Here is a 17,114-nt window from a genome sequence, read left to right on the forward strand (position 1 = left end):
AGGTCGAGATGGAGCAGGCGATAGAAGCCAAGACCCGCGCCATGGGCGAGTCGGTTAAAGCATTGATGAACGCCATTTCCTACGTGGCACAAAGCACCCAGACGGCCACCGATCTGGCCAGAATGACGCGTGAGCAGGCCAGTACCGGTTCGCAGACTCTGGTCAAGGCGTCCGATGCGATGGGCATGATCACCAAGTCGGCCGAGGGCATTCAGGACATCATCCAGGTGATCAGCGAGATCGCCAGTCAGACCAACATGCTGGCCTTCAACGCCGCTATCGAGGCGGCCAGGGCTGGCGAGCACGGCCTGGGCTTCTCGGTGGTGGCCGATGAAGTGCGCAAGCTGGCCGAGAAGTCCTCGCGTGCGACCAAGGAAATCAACAAGCTGATCCTCGAAACAGTCAGCCGGATCGAGTCGGGCAACGAGATTTCGCGCAGTGCCGGCGAAGCCTTCGAACACATCGTGGAAGGCGTGATGCAGACCACTCAGGCAATCGACGGGATCAACACGGCGACAGAGAAGCAACGTCTGTCGGCGCAGGAAGTCGAGACACTGATCGTCGAGCTGCATAAAGCCAACCTGACCGGCTACACCCAGACTCTGGACAAGTTATCCATCGGACAACCTGCATGAGCAGCCTGAATGCCTATGGCGTCGTGCAGATCAATGGCGTTTATCTGGCGGTGGTTGCCGAAGCGCTGATGGAGGGCGTGCACTGGCCTGCCGACCTGTACCCCCATCCGCTGACTCGCGGTGCGTTGCGCGGGGTGTTTACCTTGCGCGGCAAACCGGTGCCTTTGGTGGACCTGCGGGGCCAGTTGGCAGAGGGCGGCGATACATCGTTGCCCACGCCGCTGGTCGCTATTCTCAAGTACGGCGGTGGCTACCTGGGGCTGGCGATTGATGCGGTCTGCGACATTCTCAAGGCCCGCGACTCTCAATTCAGCCCCTTGGGCCCTGGCGGCACCAGTGTCGGGTTACTGCCATCACTGCTGCTGGGCGCAGAAGAATCGCGGATGATCTACAAGCTCGACCTGGGTTTTTTGAGTAGCTTGCCAGGCGTACTGTTTGCTGCTGATCCGAGCGCGCAGGTGCTCAAGGAAGAAGCGCTCGCGGCCAAGAATCGTTTGCTGCATTACCTGGTGTTCGAGTGTGACGGTCGCAACTTCTGTATCGATGCGAGCGTCGTGACCGAACTGGTGGATAATCCTGAAATTTCGGCGTCGGACTTTGCCAGTGACTGCTGCTTTGGCGTTACGTCGGTGCGTGGCACCAAGGTCCCGGCGCTCAATCTGTCCGAAGTCCTTGGTCTGGACCATAAACGCCAGACCTCCAAGCCGCAGTTGTTGCTATTGACGGCTCCGGACGGTCGGGTATGCGGATTTGGTTACGACCGCATGGTCGCCATCCAGCGTCAGGACCCGGGCAGCCTTCTGGCGGCACCGGGTTACGGCCTGCCGCATCCTGAACTGCTGGCAGGTGTGATGAACCTGGATGAGGGACAACAGGCATTGTTGCTGGATCATCCAATGCTGTTGCAGCGCCCGGAAGTCAAAAGCTACACCGAGGTTTATCAGCACGACGTCAAACCTGCACAAGCCTCGCACGATGTGACCAAGGCGATGTTGCGCCATGCCTGTCTGCTGTTTGACGCACCGACCCGCTTCGTCGCGCCGTTGAGTCAGATCGTCGAGATCATGAGCGTGCCGCAACAGCTGATCGGTTTGTCGCAACCGGCAACGCACCTGCTAGGGCAGTTCAATCTGCGTGGCGAGCAAGTGCCGCTGATCTGCCTGAGCAGCCTGCTGGGCGAGGGGGCGCAAACCCCGTGTGAAGCGTCCCGTGTCCTGATCGTGCGTGGCGAGCGCCTGTGCTTCGGTTTTGCCGTGAGCCGGGTCGATGCGATCGACGCGTTCAATCAGTTCGACCCGGCCATGCTCGAGCAGGGCTGGCAGGCCAATACCGGCAAGGGGATCTCGGTCAATGACCGAGTGCGCTCGCTGGTCAGCGTCGGCAGTCAGGAACGCAGTTGGCGCGCAACCCTGCTCGATTTGCAGGGGCTGGCCAGGCAACTGGAGTGCAATGTCGCCGAACGAGTGGCAGCGCGCTAATCAATCGGAACCGAATGCTTCGCGCGTGGCCTTATTTTGAGTGTCCACGAGCGGAGAGAGTGACCATGACTGACCAGAAAGACGAGAAAAAGCCGGAACCGGCAAACGATGTGCCTGCGCACTCGACGCCAGAAGAAAAGGAACGCCTGAAGGACTTCAACAAGGGTGGTATTCCACCGGGGGCCTGTTGATCAGTCAACAGGACAATGCACATGACGCCCGGTCTGTTTTAGATCGGGCGTTATGGTTTCAAAGGCCTGTTCGGGCTCTGTATTGACTCACGCGTCGCGCAGCAGGTCGTTGGCGTTGAGTAGTTCATAGGCGATCTGCGGGCGTGCCTCAAGTGCACTGCGGATTGCGCTTGCAACCGACTTGCGCGTCTTGCGGCACAGGCCGGTCTTTTTCTGCACGACAATGCTGATGCCGCGCATGGTGCGTACTTCGTTGAAGCCCGGTGCGATTTCGACGCGCACACCCAGTTGCTCGAAAATCTTGCGCTGCATGTGCTCCAGATCCTTCAGGCTTTCGACACGGCTCAGGCGCTCAAGCAGCGTGTTTTCCGCATCACGGGTCAGCTTGAGGATGCGCAGGTCGGCGTCTTCCGCATCCAGCCGTTCGCGCTCGCAGTCGCAAGCGCCGGGCGGGCAGGGGTTACGGATTTTGACAGGAGCGTTCATGGGTGCAGCATAGCGATTGACGGGGGCGTCTGACCATCCCCCGGAACTGCTGCGCGCAACTGCGGCGATGCGGCAACAGTTCCCTGGTTTCAGATCAGTTCGGCCACTTCATCTCGCCCTTGATGACCTTGGCACTCAGTTCCAGCGAACTCGGCTCGGCCAGTTGTGGCCAGGCATTCTGCATGGCATCGATCAGGCCCTTGGAATCCTTGGTTTTGGCCGCTTGTTGTTCAAAGGACTTCAGGTAGTCGGCGGTGAACGTCACAGCCTTGGTGCCCGCTGGAATCTCGCCCAGATAATGGCCCGGAATAACCGTGACCGGCTTCAGCGCCTCAATGCCCTTGAGGGTCGCGAGCCAGTCCTGACGCGATTTCGGGCTTTGGGTATCAGCAATCCAGACATGAATGCCGCTGGACACCACGACGCCGCCGACCACCGCCTTGAGCGATGGAATCCATACGTAGCTGCGCTCGGGGGCCGGGCCGTTCAGGCCTTTGATCTGTAATGGCTGACCCTCAAGGGTAAGATGGTCACCCTCGAGCACCTCTGGCAGGACCAGTCTGGCCGGAGCATTGTCCTTGAGAATCGGTCTCCAGTAGGCAAGCTTGCCCTGCATCGACGCCTTGATCGCTTTCACGGTAGGAGCGCTGGCAACGATCTTCGCATCGGGGAAAGCAGCTTTGATGACGTCCAGCCCGAAGTAGTAATCCGGGTCGCTGTGGCTGATGTACACGGTAGTGAGTTTCTTGCCGCTGGCCTTGATCTTCTCTACCAGCGCCTGAGCATCGTTACGCTGAAACTGCGCATCGATCAGCACCGCATCATGCTTGCCGGTGATCAGTTCGGATGACACCGGGAAGACGGCTTTTTCGGCCGGATTGTAGACCTCGATCGCCAGTGGATCAGCGGCCTGGGCTGCAAGCGGGAATAGCACCGCGAAAGATAGAGCAAGCAGGGAATTGCGTAGCATGGGGTACGACCTTTTTATAGAGCAAGACTGAGGTCGTTATCTTATGTTGCTTAAAATGAAACAAAAGCCTCAATATTGGCAACTATTGATTGCTTATATCGGATGAATCATGGATCGGATCATGGCGGCGCGAGTGTTCATGGCCATCAACGAACGCGGCAGCCTCATTGCTGCCGCTGAGGCGCTGGACATGTCACGGGCGATGGTGACCCGTTATCTGGCGCAGATGGAAACCTGAGCGGGAGCGCGCTTGCTGCACCGCACCACGCGCAAGCTGGGGCTCACTGCGCCCGGACAGGTGACGTTGCTGCGTTGCCAGCAGCTTGTCGAGCTGGCTGACGCAGTGCCGCTGGCAGCCGATACGCAAGTCGATGAGCCGCGTGGCATGCTGCGTATTGCCTGTTCGCAGTCACTGGCACTGGCGGTTCTGGCCCCAGCGGTGACGGCTTACCTGCAACGCTACCCCGGCACCTCGGTGGATCTGCTGATTGGCAACGAGGCCGTGGACCTCGTCAGCGAGCGCATTGATCTGGCAATCCGCATCACCAATCAGCTGGACCCCAATGTGATTGCCCGTCCATTGGGGCATTGCGATTCGGTTGTCTGTGCCTCTCCAGCCTACCTCGCCATGCACGGCACTCCCTCCAGTCCGCAAGAACTGGCTGCACACAACTGCCTGACCTATTCGTACTTCGGCAAGAGCCTGTGGGAGTTCACCCGGCAGCAGTTGCCGCTCAGCGTTCCGGTGGGCGGCAACCTCAGCGCCAACGATTCAGTGATGTTGCTGGAGGCCGCAGTGGCTGGCGCGGGGATCACCTTGCAACCGGTGCATTCGGCAGCGCCGCTGATTGCAAGTGGCAAGCTGATCGCGGTGCTGCCCGACCACCAGCCAAGGGCGCTGGGCATCCACGCGATCTACACCTCGCGGCATCACCAGTCGGCCACCTTGCGCACCATGCTGGATTTTCTGGCTGAATGGTTTGAGAGGGGCAGCGCTGAGCCCTGAGGTTGGATCACCTGCTGCGCACAGGACGCAGAGCGTCCAGAACGGCATGCCCACGCGGAGCATGGGCACGATAGGGGCACACAGACACCTATCGTTTCTCACGCTCCGACTGTGCAGAATCAGGTCTTGAACTTGCGCACCAGGCCGTCCAGCTCGCTTGACAGGATCTCCAGGCTTCTGGAATCCGCGCGGGCCGAGTCCGATAGTTCGGCGATCAACTGGGCGTCGCCATGGATCTGGCTGATGTGCCGGTTGATGTCTTCGGCCACTTGATGCTGCTCCTCGGCAGCGGTTGCGATCTGGGTGTTCATGTCGCGAATCACATCCACTGACTCACGGATCTGCCCGAAGCTGCTGCGTGCCTGCCCGATCTTGGTCACCGATTGCTGCGACACGTCGAGGCTGGCGTGCATCTGTTGCGCCACCGAAGCGGTACGTTTGGCCAGATTGCCCAGCAGGTTGTCGATTTCGGCGGTCGAGTCCGAGGTACGTTTGGCCAGCGCGCGGACTTCGTCGGCTACCACGGCAAAGCCGCGACCCTGCTCGCCTGCACGAGCTGCTTCGATGGCCGCGTTGAGGGCCAGCAGGTTGGTCTGCTCGGCAATCGAACGGATGGTGTTGAGGATCGACTGAATGCCTGCGCTGTCCTTTTCCAGTTGCGTCATATCCTTGGCCGAGCGGGTGAGTTCCTCGCTGAGCTGGTCGACACTGCGCACCGCATCGTCGATCTGTCGCTGACCTTCACGCGCCTGCTGCTGACCGCTGTCGGCCGAATCGGCGGCCTGGCTGCAGGAACGAGCGACTTCGTTGGAGGTGGCGACCATTTCATGGAAGGCCGTGGAGACCATGTCCACCGCCTCGCGCTGACGGCCAGCGGCTTCGGCCATGTCGTTGGAGACACGGGTGGAGCTGTGTGAGGCTTCAAGAATCTTCCCGGCAGCCTGGCCGATGTGCTGGATCAGGTTGCGAATCGCGGTAAGGAACTTGTTGAACCAGCCTGCCAGTTGCGCAGTTTCATCCTTGCCGCGCACGGCGAGGTTCTGGGTCAGGTCGCCTTCGCCGCCAGCAATGCCTTCCAGGCCGCTCGACACGCTGTGGATCGGACGCACGATGACGCTGGCAAAGCTGGCACCGACAATCGCAAAGACCACCGCCAATACCGCAGCGATAACGCCGATCAGCCAGGTCAGGCGGGTGGCCGAGGCCATCACTTCGTCCTGTTTGATCAGACCGATGAAGTTCCAGCCCAGTTGCTCGGACGGGTACACGTTGGCCATGTAGCGTTCGCCGTTGAGTGTCACCTCGACCAGACCACTGGCGGTTTTCGCCAAATCGCTGAAGCCGTCGCCCAGTTCACCCAGTTTCTTGAAGTTGTGTTCCGGCTGCTTGGGATCGACCAGCACGGTGCCGCTCTTTTCCATCAGCATCAGGTAGCCGCTGTCACCCAGCTTGATCTGCTTGACGATGTTGGTCAGCTGCTTGAGTGATACGTCGATGTTGACCACGCCGCCAGGGTTGCCCAGTTTATTGGGGATCGCCCGAATGGTGCTGACCAGCACCGCGTCATCGTTGGCCCAGTAATAGGCGTCGCTGCGCACGGTTTTGCCAGCATTGGCCATTGCGGTCTTGTACCACGGGCGAACACGTGGGTCGTAGTTGCTCATTTTCGGGTCTTCCGGCGTCATGATGTAGCTGCCGTTGATCAACCCGTAAGAGACGTAGGAGTAGGCCGGATGGGCCTTGGCGATACTGGCGAACAGCTCGGTCGCCTGCCTGTCATTCTCGGACTGCGGGGGAGGCGTTGCGCCCATGTAGTTGCGGAAATCATCGCTCGCCCCGGCGATCAGCGGGTGCGCCGCGATGTAATTGACGTTCTGCGTAATGCCGTCGAAAAACAGTTGCATGGCATTGTCGACCTGGCGAATCTCGCGTGCGCTGCTGTCCACGAAATCACTGGTCGCCTTGTCACGCAGATTCACGATCACGATGGCGGCGACGACTAATATGGGCAAACACGCAATGACTGCGAACGCCCACGTCAATTTCTGTTTGATATTCATTTGAGCTCCGGGGGGCGCGTTACTGCCGCAAGTGTCGGGTGCTGCATGGGTGCAGTCTGCGACCCCAGGCGTTGAGCCGAGGGTCGCTCTTATGGTCTACCAAATGTCCAACGGCTTTATGCCAGCATTCTTTAGGCGGCTTGGCGGTAACAGACACTTGTTGTCGTTCATGAGCACGAAGCGGCCTTTATTCACTGAAGCAGTAACCCGTTGTTCATGAGAGGCGCCCTCCAAACTCGGTCATGGCATCCAGCATCGCTTCCTTGAAGTAAGCCAGTGAAGCCCGATCAAAGAGAATCTGAAAACAGGGTTCGCTCTGCGCGCCAACATTGATCACGATCACATTGATTCGGGCTGCCGAGGTCTGCGCCACCGAGCCGACTGCGAATGCTGACGGACGCAGGTCCACGCCGCACAATTTAGCCATCACCTCGGGGATGCACGGGCCGCTCAGTTGCAGCCACGCATGGCTGTCTTCGCGAGGCAGCAGGTAGTTGGCGTTATGGTCCAGTTCCCAACGGGCTTCCTCATCGGCTATGCGCTGGCCTTTATCAAGCGGGCTGCCGAGCAGCAGGTATTCGGTCTGCGAAAGACGTGCAACATGGCTGCCGTCGGCCTGAGTAACCGCGCGGTTCGGCGTGTCGGGCAGACTGAAACCATGTGCTGTCAGGTATTCGGCGCTTTGCGTACCGCGAAACCCCACGCGCGGCAGATCGGTCAGGTCTTGCAGTGTGCACAGTGAGGGCGCGCCAGCTCTGACCGGACGGTCCGGGATAAGGCTATTCATGGTTCAGAGCTCCTGGCGCTGGTTTTCAGGATCGAAGAAGGGCATTTTCACGACGGTCGCCTGAACCACCACACCGTCTTCGACGCGAATCGGGATCTGCTGGCCGGGTGTGCTTTGGTCGAGCGCGGCATAAGCCATGCCGATAATCATGCCGAGGGTTGACGAGTATTCGCAGGAGGTCACGTTGCCACTGATGTCCGGACCTTTGAGCACCAGATGACCTTCAAGCGGCAGCGGACTGGCCTTGGGCAGGGTGAAGCCCACCAGCTTGCGTTTCTGTGGCTGGGCTTCGAGGATATCCACTGAGCGGCGGCCGACGAAGAACGGCTTGCTCCGGCTGACCGCCCAGCCCATGTCGATTTCGGCTGGATGGGTCATGCCATCGGTGTCCTGGCTGATGATGACGTGGCCTTTTTCCAGACGTAACAGACGTTGCGTTTCGACGCCGAACGGACGCATATCAAACGCCTTGCCAGCCTCGGTCAGCGCGTCCCACAGTGTCAGGGCATGCCGGGCCGGAACGTGGATTTCGTAGCCCAGTTCGCCGACGAAACCGACTCGCAACAGCCGCGCCTTGATGCCGGCAACAGTGCCCAGGCGCACGCCCAGATAGGGGAAACCTGCGGCGGACAGATCAAGGTCGGTACACACTTGCTCCAGTACCTTGCGTGAATCCGGGCCCGCCACGTTGACCGCAGCAATGGCCGCTGTGACGTTGGTGATGTCCACATTCAGACGCCACTGGGCATTCCACTTGAGCATCTGTTGGTAGATGCGATCCACACCGCTGGTGGTGGCGGTGACGTAGAAGTGCTGGTCGGCAAAGCGTGCACAAACGCCGTCGTCAATGACCACGCCTTGCTCGTTGGTCATCAGCGCATAGCGTGAACGCCCGACCGGCTGCTTGAGGAACGCAAAGGTGTACATGCGGTTGAGCAGCTCGGCGGCATCGGGTCCGCGCACGTCCAGGCCACCGAGTGTCGACACATCGATAATCCCGACCTTGTTGCGCACATGCAGTGCTTCTTGCTGCATGCAGGTATCGCGTTGCGATGGCTTGCCATAGAACGCTGGACGCTGCCAGACCCCGGCCGGCATCATCTTCGCGCCTGCCTGCACATGCCGTTGGTGCATGGGCGTCTGGCGGTAGGGGTCGAAGGCCCGTCCCGCGACGTGCGCCAGTTTCTCTGCCTCGAAGGGCGGCCGGGCAGTGGTCACACCGGTTTCGCTGATGCTGCGCTGGGTAGACGCGGCCACCAGTCGTGCGGTTGGCAACGCTGAGTGACGACCTTGCGACGGCCCCATCCCGACAGTGGAATAACGCTTTACCAACTGAATGTCGCGATAGCCAATGCGGGTGGCATTGACGATATCGCGCACCTGCAAGTCTTCGTCGAAATCGACAAAATCCTTGCCTTCGGGATGCGGAAAAATCGGCCAGGCGAAGTTGACCTGCGCTTCGCTGCGCAGAGTGGCCGGTTTGTCGGTCGATTCCAGGCCTAGCGCCGAGAGCACCCCGGCGGTGGCATTCGCCGCATCGGTCAGCACGTTATCCAGCGCGTGATAACCGTTGACCGAACCGGCGATGCGCAGGTTCTGCGGCAGGCTGCTGATCGCGAACTCTGCCTGCCGATCGTCATAGGCCAGCTTGCCGCCCGCCTGACACAGCAACTGGTAGGCCGGCATGTAGCCGCCGGACATGCACAGCAGGTCGCACTCGACACTCAAACCCTTGTTGGCCACCTGACCCTGGCCGGTGATCTTGCGCAGCTCGGCCCCGCTTACGTGACGCATGCCTTTCTCGTGCAGCGCTTCATACACGGTGGTGCTCATGTGGCAGACGATGCCGCGTTGCTCCAGCGCAACCTGCAATCCCCGATCCGACGGATTGGCGCGCATGTCGGCGACCGCGACCACTTCGACACCCTGATCGTGCAAATCCAGTGCAGCGAGGTAACCGTCATCATTGCCGGTCAGCACCACCGCGCGCTTGCCGGGCTTGACTGCGTACAGCCTGATCAGACGCTGCGCGGCGCTGGTCAGCATCACACCGGGCAAATCATTGTTGCGAAAAATAACCGGCTGGTCGAACGAGCCACTGCACACCAGACATTGCGTAGCGCGCACCTTGTACAGACGCTTGCCCTGAATCACTGGCAGATAGTTGTCGGTAAACCAGGCATTGCAAGTGGCCTGTGTGAGGACCTGAATATTGGCGTGCGCCTGCACGGCGTCGACCAGTTCGCGCCGCAGTTGCCCGGCACGCTGACCGTCGATATCGAAGCGCGCGTAAGTCAGCGAACCTCCGAGTATCGGCTGCTGTTCGATCAACAGCACCCTGGCTCCGGCGTTGGCTGCGGTCAGAGCCGCCTGTAACCCGGCAGGTCCTGCACCGATTACCGCCAGATCTGTGAACAGGTAGGCCTTGTCGTAGTATTCAGGCTGAAAGTCCAGATCCAGCACGCCGAGGCCCGCTTTCTTGCGAATGATCGGCTCCCAGACTTTCCACATGCCTTTGGGCTTGTAGAACGAGCGGTAGTAGAAACCCACCGGCATGAACTTCGAGAACTTGCCCAGCCAGGCGTCCCTGTCGTGGTCCAGCGAGCCGCTGAAATTCTGTCCGGTTGCCTGCAAGCCATCCTGCAAGACAAAAGTGTCGGCCAGCACGTTAGGCTCGTGTGGCAACTGGATCAGGCTGTTGGCGTCCTGTCCGGCCATGCTCAGCGGTCCGCGCGGGCGATGGTATTTGAACGAGCGCGAGAGCAGAAAGCGACCATTGGCCAGCAGTGCGCTGGCAATGCTGTCGCCTTGCAGGCCCTGATACGTTTTGCCATCGAAGCTGAAGGTGAGCGGCTGGTTGCGATCGATCAGCAGGCCCATGGGCTCGGGCAAGCGGGCTGGGGTGGTCATCCTGCGATCTCCTTGGATGGGAGGGGAGCGAAGTCGATACGTGCGGTAAATATTTCCCGCGGGTCGAAGGTGCGAATGATCTCGTCGCTGCCGGTATGACGTTCGGCCAGAAACCAGTAGCTGGACGGGTTATGCATCCACCACTCGCGCACCACGCCCAGGGTGTCCTCACTGTTGAACACGTAATCGGCCCATTGCGCATCGCTGCAGGTTTGCGGGTCAGGCATGTGCTTGAATTCGCCGCCGTAGGTGAATTCGCTGATGTTGCGCGGCCCGTTGAGCGGGCAGATCATGATTTTCATGTGTCGCTCTCCGTCAGTGGCTGGCCGCTGTCGCGCCCATTTCGTTGACTTGCTGGAAGGTCGAGAAGCGTTCCAGCGCGAATGGCCTGATCAACTCAGGCACCTTGCCGCCACTGGCCACCAGTTCGGCTATGGTCTTGCCGCAGATCGGCGTCGCCTTGAAGCCCCATGTGCCCCAGCCTGCGTCCAGGTAATAATTCTTGACCGGCGAGAGCCCCATGATCGGGCTGTAGTCCGGGGTCATGTCGGTGATTCCGGCCCACTGGCGCATCAATTTGGCGTTGGCCAGAAACGGAAACATCTCGATGGCGTGTGCCAGCAGGCTTTCCTTGAGGTCCAGCGTCGAGCGAGTGTTGAACAGCGGATACGGGTCCGAGCCGCCGCCAAACACCACCTCGCCACGACTGGTCTGCTGGACATAGCAGTGCAGGGCAGACGAGCTCACCAACGGGTCGAGGAACGGCTTGAACGGTTGAGTGACCATCGCTTGCAGCGGGAAAGTCTGTATCGGTGAGCGAATTCCGGCCTTTTTCATCATCTGCGAACTCATGCCCGCGACTGCCTGAACGGCGCAACCGCACTGGATAGTGCCGCGATTGGTTTTCACTGCGGTGATGGCGCCATTCTCGATCACCAGTTCCTGCACTTCGGTCAGTTGATGAATCTCGACGCCGCGCTTGGCCGCCTGTTTGGCATAGCCCCAGGCCACAGCGTCGTGGCGTGCAGTGCCACCGTCGATATGCCACAGGCCCGCGAGCACCGGCAGATGGCCGGGGTCCAGATTGAGGCTCGGCACCAGTTCGCGGATCTGCTGGCGGTCGATCATTTCGGTGCGGCCGCCGAAATGCTTGTTGACCTCGGCGCGCTGACGGAACGAGCGTACGGTGGCGTCGGTGTGCGCAAGGGTCAGCTGGCCGCGCTCGGAATACATGATGTTGAAGTCGAATTCGTTGGACAGGCCCTGAAACATTTTTACCGACTCGGCATAGAACTTCACGCCTTCACTGGTCAGGTAGTTGGAGCGGATAACCGCAGTGTTGCGCGCCGTGTTGCCGCCGCCCAGATAGCCTTTTTCCAGCACGGCTATATTGGTGATGCCGTGGTATTTCGACAGGTAGTACGCGGTCGCCAGGCCATGACCACCGCCGCCGATGATCACCACGTCGTAGGAAGGCTTGAGTTCCTTGGGCGCAGGCAGATCCACCTCGACCGGATACTCCGGGCTGAGCCCGTATTTCAATAGGTTGAAAGGCATACGGCCTCCGATTGGCTGCGCTGTGCGAGGGCTTGCTGCCTGGCAGCAGTCACTGTGTTTTTCATCAGAAAGGCGATGGTCATCGGCCCGACGCCACCGGGTACCGGTGTGATGGCAGAAGCCACGCTCAGGGCGCTGTCGAAATCGACATCGCCCACCAGGCGGCTGCGGCCTTGATCCTCGATGCGGTTGATGCCGACATCGATCACCACTGCGCCGGGCTTGAGCCAACTGGCGTCGATGATGCGTGGGCGACCCACTGCTGCGACGACGATGTCTGCCAGCTGACACAAGGCCTTGGCATCGGTACTGCGCGAATGCACCACTGTCACCGAGCAATGCGCTTGCAACAGCAGGGCGGCCATTGGCTTGCCGACGATATTGGAGCGACCGATAACCACCGCATGTTTGCCGCTCAGATCGCCGCAGGTCTCTTCAAGCAAGTGCATACAGCCGCTGGGCGTGCAGGGCGTCAGTACGCTGCGTCCCTGGCTGAGGCCGCCCACGTTTTCACTGTGAAAGCCATCGACGTCCTTGCCCGGATCAATGGCCTGCAAGGCGCGGGCTTCTTCCATGTGCGACGGCAGTGGCAGTTGCAGCAGGATGCCGTTTACCGAGTCGTCGGCGTTCAGTTCGGCAATCAGCGCCAGCACCTGTGCCTGGCTGCTCTTGGCAGGCAGGCGGTGCTCCAGCGAACGAATGCCTGCTTCCTCGGCGCGCAGGATCTTGTTGCGCACATACACCTCACTGGCTGGGTCGTTACCGACCAGAATGACCGCCAGTGCCGGTTCGATGCCGTCGGCCTTCAAGATTTTCACTTCGGTGCTGACCTGTTCCAGAACACGAGCGGCGGCTGCCTTGCCATCGATGATGCGCGCGCTCATCGGAAGATCACCGTTCGGTCAGTGTTGAGAAACACCCGATGCTCAAGGTGGTACTTGACTGCCCGCGACAGCGCGATGGTTTCGTTGTTACGGCCTGCTGCGACCAGATCTTCAGGCAGGTAAACGTGATCGACACGCTGCACTTCCTGCTCGATGATCGGGCCTTCGTCTAGGTCGCTGGTGACGTAATGCGCAGTGGCACCGATCAATTTCACGCCGCGCTCATAAGCCTGGTGATACGGCTTTGCGCCCTTGAAACCAGGCAGGAACGAGTGATGAATGTTGATTGCCCGCCCCGACAGTTGCTTGCACAGGTCGTCGGAGAGAATCTGCATGTAGCGCGCCAGCACCACCAGTTCGGTACCGGTTTCGTCGACCACCTTCATCAGCGCAGCTTCCTGCGCAGCCTTGGTTTCTTTACTCACAGGCAGGTAAATGAAACGAATGCCTTCCCGCTCGGCCATCGGCCGCAAGTCCAGGTGGTTGGACACAATGGCGGTGATGGTCATGTCCATTTCCCCCTTGTGGTAGCGGTACAGCAGGTCTGTCAGGCAGTGATCGAACTTGCTGACCATCAACAAAACGCGCATCGGGCGACGCGTGTCATGCAGTTCCCACTGCATGGCGAAGTCTTTGGCCACCACATCGAAACCGGTTTTCAACTGCTGGATGTCGCCGTCGTGACCGTCGTTGAAGCGAAACACTGCGCGCATGAAAAAGGTGCCGCTGTACTCGTCGTCGAACTGGGCCATTTCACCGATGTAGCAGCCGTTGCCAGCCAGGCAGGAAGCCACTGCCGCGACAATGCCGGAGGTCGCCGGGCAGCTGATCTTCAGGATGAAATGGTTCTTCTCGTGTTGCATGGCTTGTCCTCTGGAATAGGGCGGCAGCTCGGCAAAGGGGGCAAAAGTCAGATACAGAGGTTTTTGAGTGGCGAATAAAATTCTCTACAGGAATTTAATATTCTTGAAGGCTGTTTTATAGGCGAAAGGAAAAGCAGCGTCCAGAGGTTTCTGGAAACTTTGTTTACTAAAGGGAATATGGGGGGTGGCGTGGTGGGGAGCCGGTGCCTTTTTTTCAGTTGCCGTGAGGCAGAAAACGCCCAGGGCGGGCGTTTTCAGGAAGCAGTAAGGGTGAGTCGTGATGCGCCTCACCGACAAACGTCAGCGAGGTAAACAAGCCGCGCTCGGCGATATCGATATTATCCTTGACCGGCTGCGTGACCTCGGCAGCGATGATATTCAGCCCTTCGTTGCGCACGATCACGCTGGCCAGGCCCTGGGCGTCGGTTTCGGCGCTGACCACGTCTGGTGCGCTGCGGTAATCGCCGATCAGTTTGATACCGGCGGCGGGTTTGCCGTCGATCAGTACGCGTACCGGTAAGGGTTTGCCAACCCCGACCTTCAATGGATCAGCCTGTGGCACGATCACAAAATTCAGTTTGCTGAACGAGGGCAGGTGCGCGTCTTCTGTGTAGATTGCCACGCTGTATTTGAAGGTATGAATCGAGTCGGTGCCATTGGGCACTTTGCTGCGGCCTTCGTTGATCCACTTTTTCTCGGCGTTGCGTGTCCACATGCCGTTGTCCAGCGCCACCGTCATCACGGCGGGCGGCTTGAGCGGCACCAGTCGCGCGTGATCCTCAAGGCGTTGTACCGTCACCGGGATCATTTTGCCCTGCTGGTCATACGCCCATGCGCCGCTGACTTTTTGCGCTTTGAACGCGTTGTCTTCCGCACCATGACCGTAGACCACCTCGATATTGCCGCGCCGCTGTTCGGTCCACAGGCCGTGTGCGTTTACTTGACTGGCGAACAATGCGCCGAGCAGGCCTAAGGCCATGAAAGGTTTTGTTGACAGCATGGTGCATCCTTATTGTTGTGAAGCGAGGGTTACAGGAGTCAAAGGCCGAGTGTCAGGCTGACCGTAAAGTTACGCGGTTCGCCGGGCGCGACCCAGTAATTGCTGTAGGAGCGCTCGTAGTATTTTTCATCGAAAATGTTGTTGAGGTTCAAGCCCACTGTCACGTTCTCGCTGGCTTTATAGTGAGCCAGCAGGTCGACGGTCTGGTAGGCCGGCAGCTCGAAGTCGGTGCCGGACTGGCCGGAACGATCGCCGACGTAGGTATATGCCGCGCCCACGTCCGAACCGCGCAATACGCCTTCCTGAAATTCATAGACGCTCAACAGGCTGCCACTGTGTTTGGCGACCCCGAGGATGCGACTGCCTGCCGGGATGGTCCGGTCGCCCTTGGTGACTTCGGCATCAATGTAGGCGAATGCTCCGATGATCCGCACCGCGTCAGTGATTTGTCCGGTGAATTGCATGTCGAAACCCTGGCTGCGGGCCTTGCCCACGGCGCGATTTGTGTCGGTGCCCGGGTCCAGGGCCAGAACGTTTTCTTTTTCTATGTGGAAGGCGGCGAGGGTGGTACTCAGGCGGTTGTCGAACAGTTCGCTCTTGATCCCGGCCTCATAACCGATGCCTTCTTCCGGGTCGAAGGTTTTGCCGACGGCGTCCAGGCCATTGTTCGGCTTGAACGAGGTGGACGCGTTGGCGAACAGCCCAACCTGCGGTGTGAGCTGATAAAGCAGCCCGGCGCGCTGGGTGAAAGCGTCGTGACGCTGACCGGAGGTGGCATTGGTGGTGAAGTCATCGACCTGCTGATCGAAGTGCTCGTAGCGCGCGCCGATCATCCCGCGCAGCTTGTCGGTAAAGACAATCTGGTCCTGCAGGTTCAGCGCACGGCTTTCAATGTGCTCGTAGAAATCAGTGCCGGAACGCGCGCCATTGGGTTTTGGCTGGCCGTACACAGGGTTGTAGATGTCGATGGCGTATGGGCTGCCTGCAATGGTAGTCACCCGCTCGTTCTTGCGGTAATTCTCGTATTCGGTGCCGATCAGCACTTCGTGCTCCAGACCGATCGCATCGAAATGTCCGCGCAATTCCAGTTGGGTGATGCTGTCGTGCCAGTTGTTGTCGCGTTCGCGGTAACGACGGTTGACGGTACGACCGTCGGCATTCAGGGGGCGTGCCTCGCTGGCAAAACCTGACATTTCGCCTTGCTTGTAGTGGCTGGCCAGGCGCAGCGACCACACATCACTGAGTTGATGGTCGAGGGCAAACTGAACCATGTTGTTGTCGTTATCGATGTCGTCGTCCGGTTCGCCGAGGAAGGTCGAGCGGGACACGCCACTCCATTTATTGTTGGGGGCGACCACACCCCGGTCGAAAGTCGATGTCTGCCGCACGAACTCGGTTTCCACCAACAGACTGGTGTCGGGGTTCAACTGCCAACTGAATGAGGGGGCGATCAAGACCCGCTTGCTTTCGACATGGTCACGAAAGCTGTTGTTGTCTTCGACGGCCAGATTGACACGAGACAGCAGCCTGCCTTCCTCATCCAGCGGCGTGTTGACGTCCAGTGCGGTGCGATAGCGATCCCAGCTACCCGCGCTGGTCTGCAGGGTGGTGAATGCTTCACGCTGGGGTTTTTTAGTGACAATGTTGACCGTCCCGCCAGGGTCGCCACGGCCATACAGACTGGCAGCGGGGCCTTTGAGCACTTCGATACGCTCGATCTTGGCGGCATCCGGCGTGGCAGGGTAGCCGCGGTTGGCGCTGAAGCCGTCCTTGTAGAATTCGGAGGTGGTGAAGCCGCGGATGCTGTATTCGTAGAGCGTCAGGCCTCCGAAGTTGTTTTGCTTCGACACGCCCCCGGCAAACTCAAGCGCGCGCTCGACACTGTTACTGCCCAGGTCCTTGAGCACCGAAGCGGGCACTACGCTGATCGACTGCGGAATGTCCTGGATGGCGGTATCGGTTTTGGTGGCGGTGGCCGAACGGGTAGCGCGATAGCCCTGAACCGGGCTGGTGGCTGTCTCGTACTGATAGTCGGAGGTTACGTTGACGCTTTCCAGTTCAATGGTTTGCGGATGTTCCTCCGCATAGCCGGTATTGCCAAAAACCCCGATTGCCAAGCCTGCCAGAGACGCGATTCTACGAGACGACATGTGAGACTTCCTGATGATAACAGATACAATATAACATATCCTTTGAGAATTATTTCTGTTTGTTTTTGGCGGGATGTGACAGTTGTACTCATCAACAGGAGCCTGACGCGTGAAGGTAGGGTTTGAGGTAGGGGGAA

The 17,114-nt window shown here is 59.5% G+C and carries 12 protein-coding genes and 4 pseudogenes; 4 read left to right on the plus strand and 12 right to left on the minus strand.

Going from position 1 to position 17,114, the window contains the following annotated elements; all coding sequences use genetic code 11:
• Positions 1–167: 167 nt before the first annotated feature.
• The 3 genes and pseudogenes from LJU29_RS29590 to LJU29_RS12090 all read left to right on the plus strand — a co-directional run.
• Positions 168–635 (plus strand): annotated as a pseudogene (locus LJU29_RS29590) (methyl-accepting chemotaxis protein); the annotation flags it as partial.
• A complete protein-coding gene (locus LJU29_RS12085; protein ID WP_257112447.1) occupies positions 632–2,113 on the plus strand; it encodes a chemotaxis protein CheW in 1,482 nt (493 codons plus the stop codon). The pseudogene LJU29_RS29590 and the gene LJU29_RS12085, both read left to right, overlap by 4 nt.
• 65 nt (positions 2,114–2,178) lie before the next feature.
• A complete protein-coding gene (locus tag LJU29_RS12090) occupies positions 2,179–2,304 on the plus strand; it encodes a hypothetical protein (RefSeq protein ID WP_080164905.1) in 126 nt (41 codons plus the stop codon).
• Between the two features lie 87 nt (positions 2,305–2,391).
• On the opposite strand, the gene LJU29_RS12095 is transcribed toward LJU29_RS12090, so the two are convergent.
• The gene (locus LJU29_RS12095; RefSeq protein WP_005746847.1) at positions 2,392–2,790 is read right to left on the minus strand and encodes a hypothetical protein; all 399 of its coding nucleotides are present in this window, start codon (positions 2,788–2,790) and stop codon (positions 2,392–2,394) included.
• Positions 2,791–2,884: 94 nt separating this feature from the next.
• Entirely contained in the window at positions 2,885–3,760 is an 876-nt protein-coding gene (locus LJU29_RS12100; RefSeq protein WP_005753706.1) for an MBL fold metallo-hydrolase, read from the minus strand.
• A gap of 109 nt (positions 3,761–3,869) precedes the next feature.
• Here LJU29_RS12100 and LJU29_RS12105 point away from each other — a divergent pair.
• Positions 3,870–4,766: pseudogene (locus LJU29_RS12105) on the plus strand (LysR family transcriptional regulator).
• A 119-nt stretch (positions 4,767–4,885) separates the two neighbouring features.
• Here the strand turns inward: LJU29_RS12105 and LJU29_RS29595 are convergent.
• The 10 genes and pseudogenes from LJU29_RS29595 to LJU29_RS12150 all read right to left on the minus strand — a co-directional run bounded on the left by LJU29_RS29595 (position 4,886) and on the right by LJU29_RS12150 (position 16,977).
• Positions 4,886–5,653, minus strand: coding sequence for a methyl-accepting chemotaxis protein (locus LJU29_RS29595; protein ID WP_371321912.1), 768 nt, complete (start codon positions 5,651–5,653; stop codon positions 4,886–4,888).
• A 90-nt stretch (positions 5,654–5,743) separates the two neighbouring features.
• Positions 5,744–6,826 (minus strand): annotated as a pseudogene (locus LJU29_RS29600) (cache domain-containing protein); the annotation flags it as partial.
• 214 nt (positions 6,827–7,040) lie between these two features.
• Positions 7,041–7,613: a sarcosine oxidase subunit gamma gene (locus LJU29_RS12115; RefSeq protein ID WP_054995193.1), complete on the minus strand. Its 573-nt coding sequence runs from the start codon at positions 7,611–7,613 to the stop codon at positions 7,041–7,043.
• 3 nt (positions 7,614–7,616) lie between these two features.
• Positions 7,617–10,523 (minus strand): 2Fe-2S iron-sulfur cluster-binding protein, encoded by a 2,907-nt coding sequence (locus LJU29_RS12120; protein ID WP_257112448.1) that lies wholly within the window; start codon positions 10,521–10,523, stop codon positions 7,617–7,619.
• The gene (locus LJU29_RS12125; RefSeq protein ID WP_005753716.1) at positions 10,520–10,825 is read right to left on the minus strand and encodes a sarcosine oxidase subunit delta; all 306 of its coding nucleotides are present in this window, start codon (positions 10,823–10,825) and stop codon (positions 10,520–10,522) included. The genes LJU29_RS12120 and LJU29_RS12125 overlap by 4 nt, the downstream gene beginning before the upstream one ends.
• Before the next feature lie 13 nt (positions 10,826–10,838).
• A complete protein-coding gene (locus tag LJU29_RS12130) occupies positions 10,839–12,080 on the minus strand; it encodes an FAD-dependent oxidoreductase (protein ID WP_044323514.1) in 1,242 nt (413 codons plus the stop codon).
• Positions 12,062–12,964: a bifunctional methylenetetrahydrofolate dehydrogenase/methenyltetrahydrofolate cyclohydrolase FolD gene (folD, locus tag LJU29_RS12135; RefSeq protein WP_054078514.1), complete on the minus strand. Its 903-nt coding sequence runs from the start codon at positions 12,962–12,964 to the stop codon at positions 12,062–12,064. The genes LJU29_RS12130 and folD overlap by 19 nt, the downstream gene beginning before the upstream one ends.
• The gene (gene purU / locus LJU29_RS12140) at positions 12,961–13,827 is read right to left on the minus strand and encodes a formyltetrahydrofolate deformylase (RefSeq protein WP_057452711.1); all 867 of its coding nucleotides are present in this window, start codon (positions 13,825–13,827) and stop codon (positions 12,961–12,963) included. The genes folD and purU overlap by 4 nt, the downstream gene beginning before the upstream one ends.
• Before the next feature lie 274 nt (positions 13,828–14,101).
• Positions 14,102–14,827 (minus strand): annotated as a pseudogene (locus LJU29_RS12145) (DUF4198 domain-containing protein); the annotation flags it as partial.
• A 38-nt stretch (positions 14,828–14,865) separates the two neighbouring features.
• Positions 14,866–16,977, minus strand: a complete 2,112-nt coding sequence (locus LJU29_RS12150; RefSeq protein WP_057452712.1) for a TonB-dependent siderophore receptor — start codon at positions 16,975–16,977, stop codon at positions 14,866–14,868.
• Positions 16,978–17,114 lie beyond the last annotated feature (137 nt).

Origin of the sequence: Pseudomonas ficuserectae, from assembly GCF_024584585.1 — a bacterium.
Classification (GTDB): domain Bacteria; phylum Pseudomonadota; class Gammaproteobacteria; order Pseudomonadales; family Pseudomonadaceae; genus Aquipseudomonas; species Aquipseudomonas amygdali.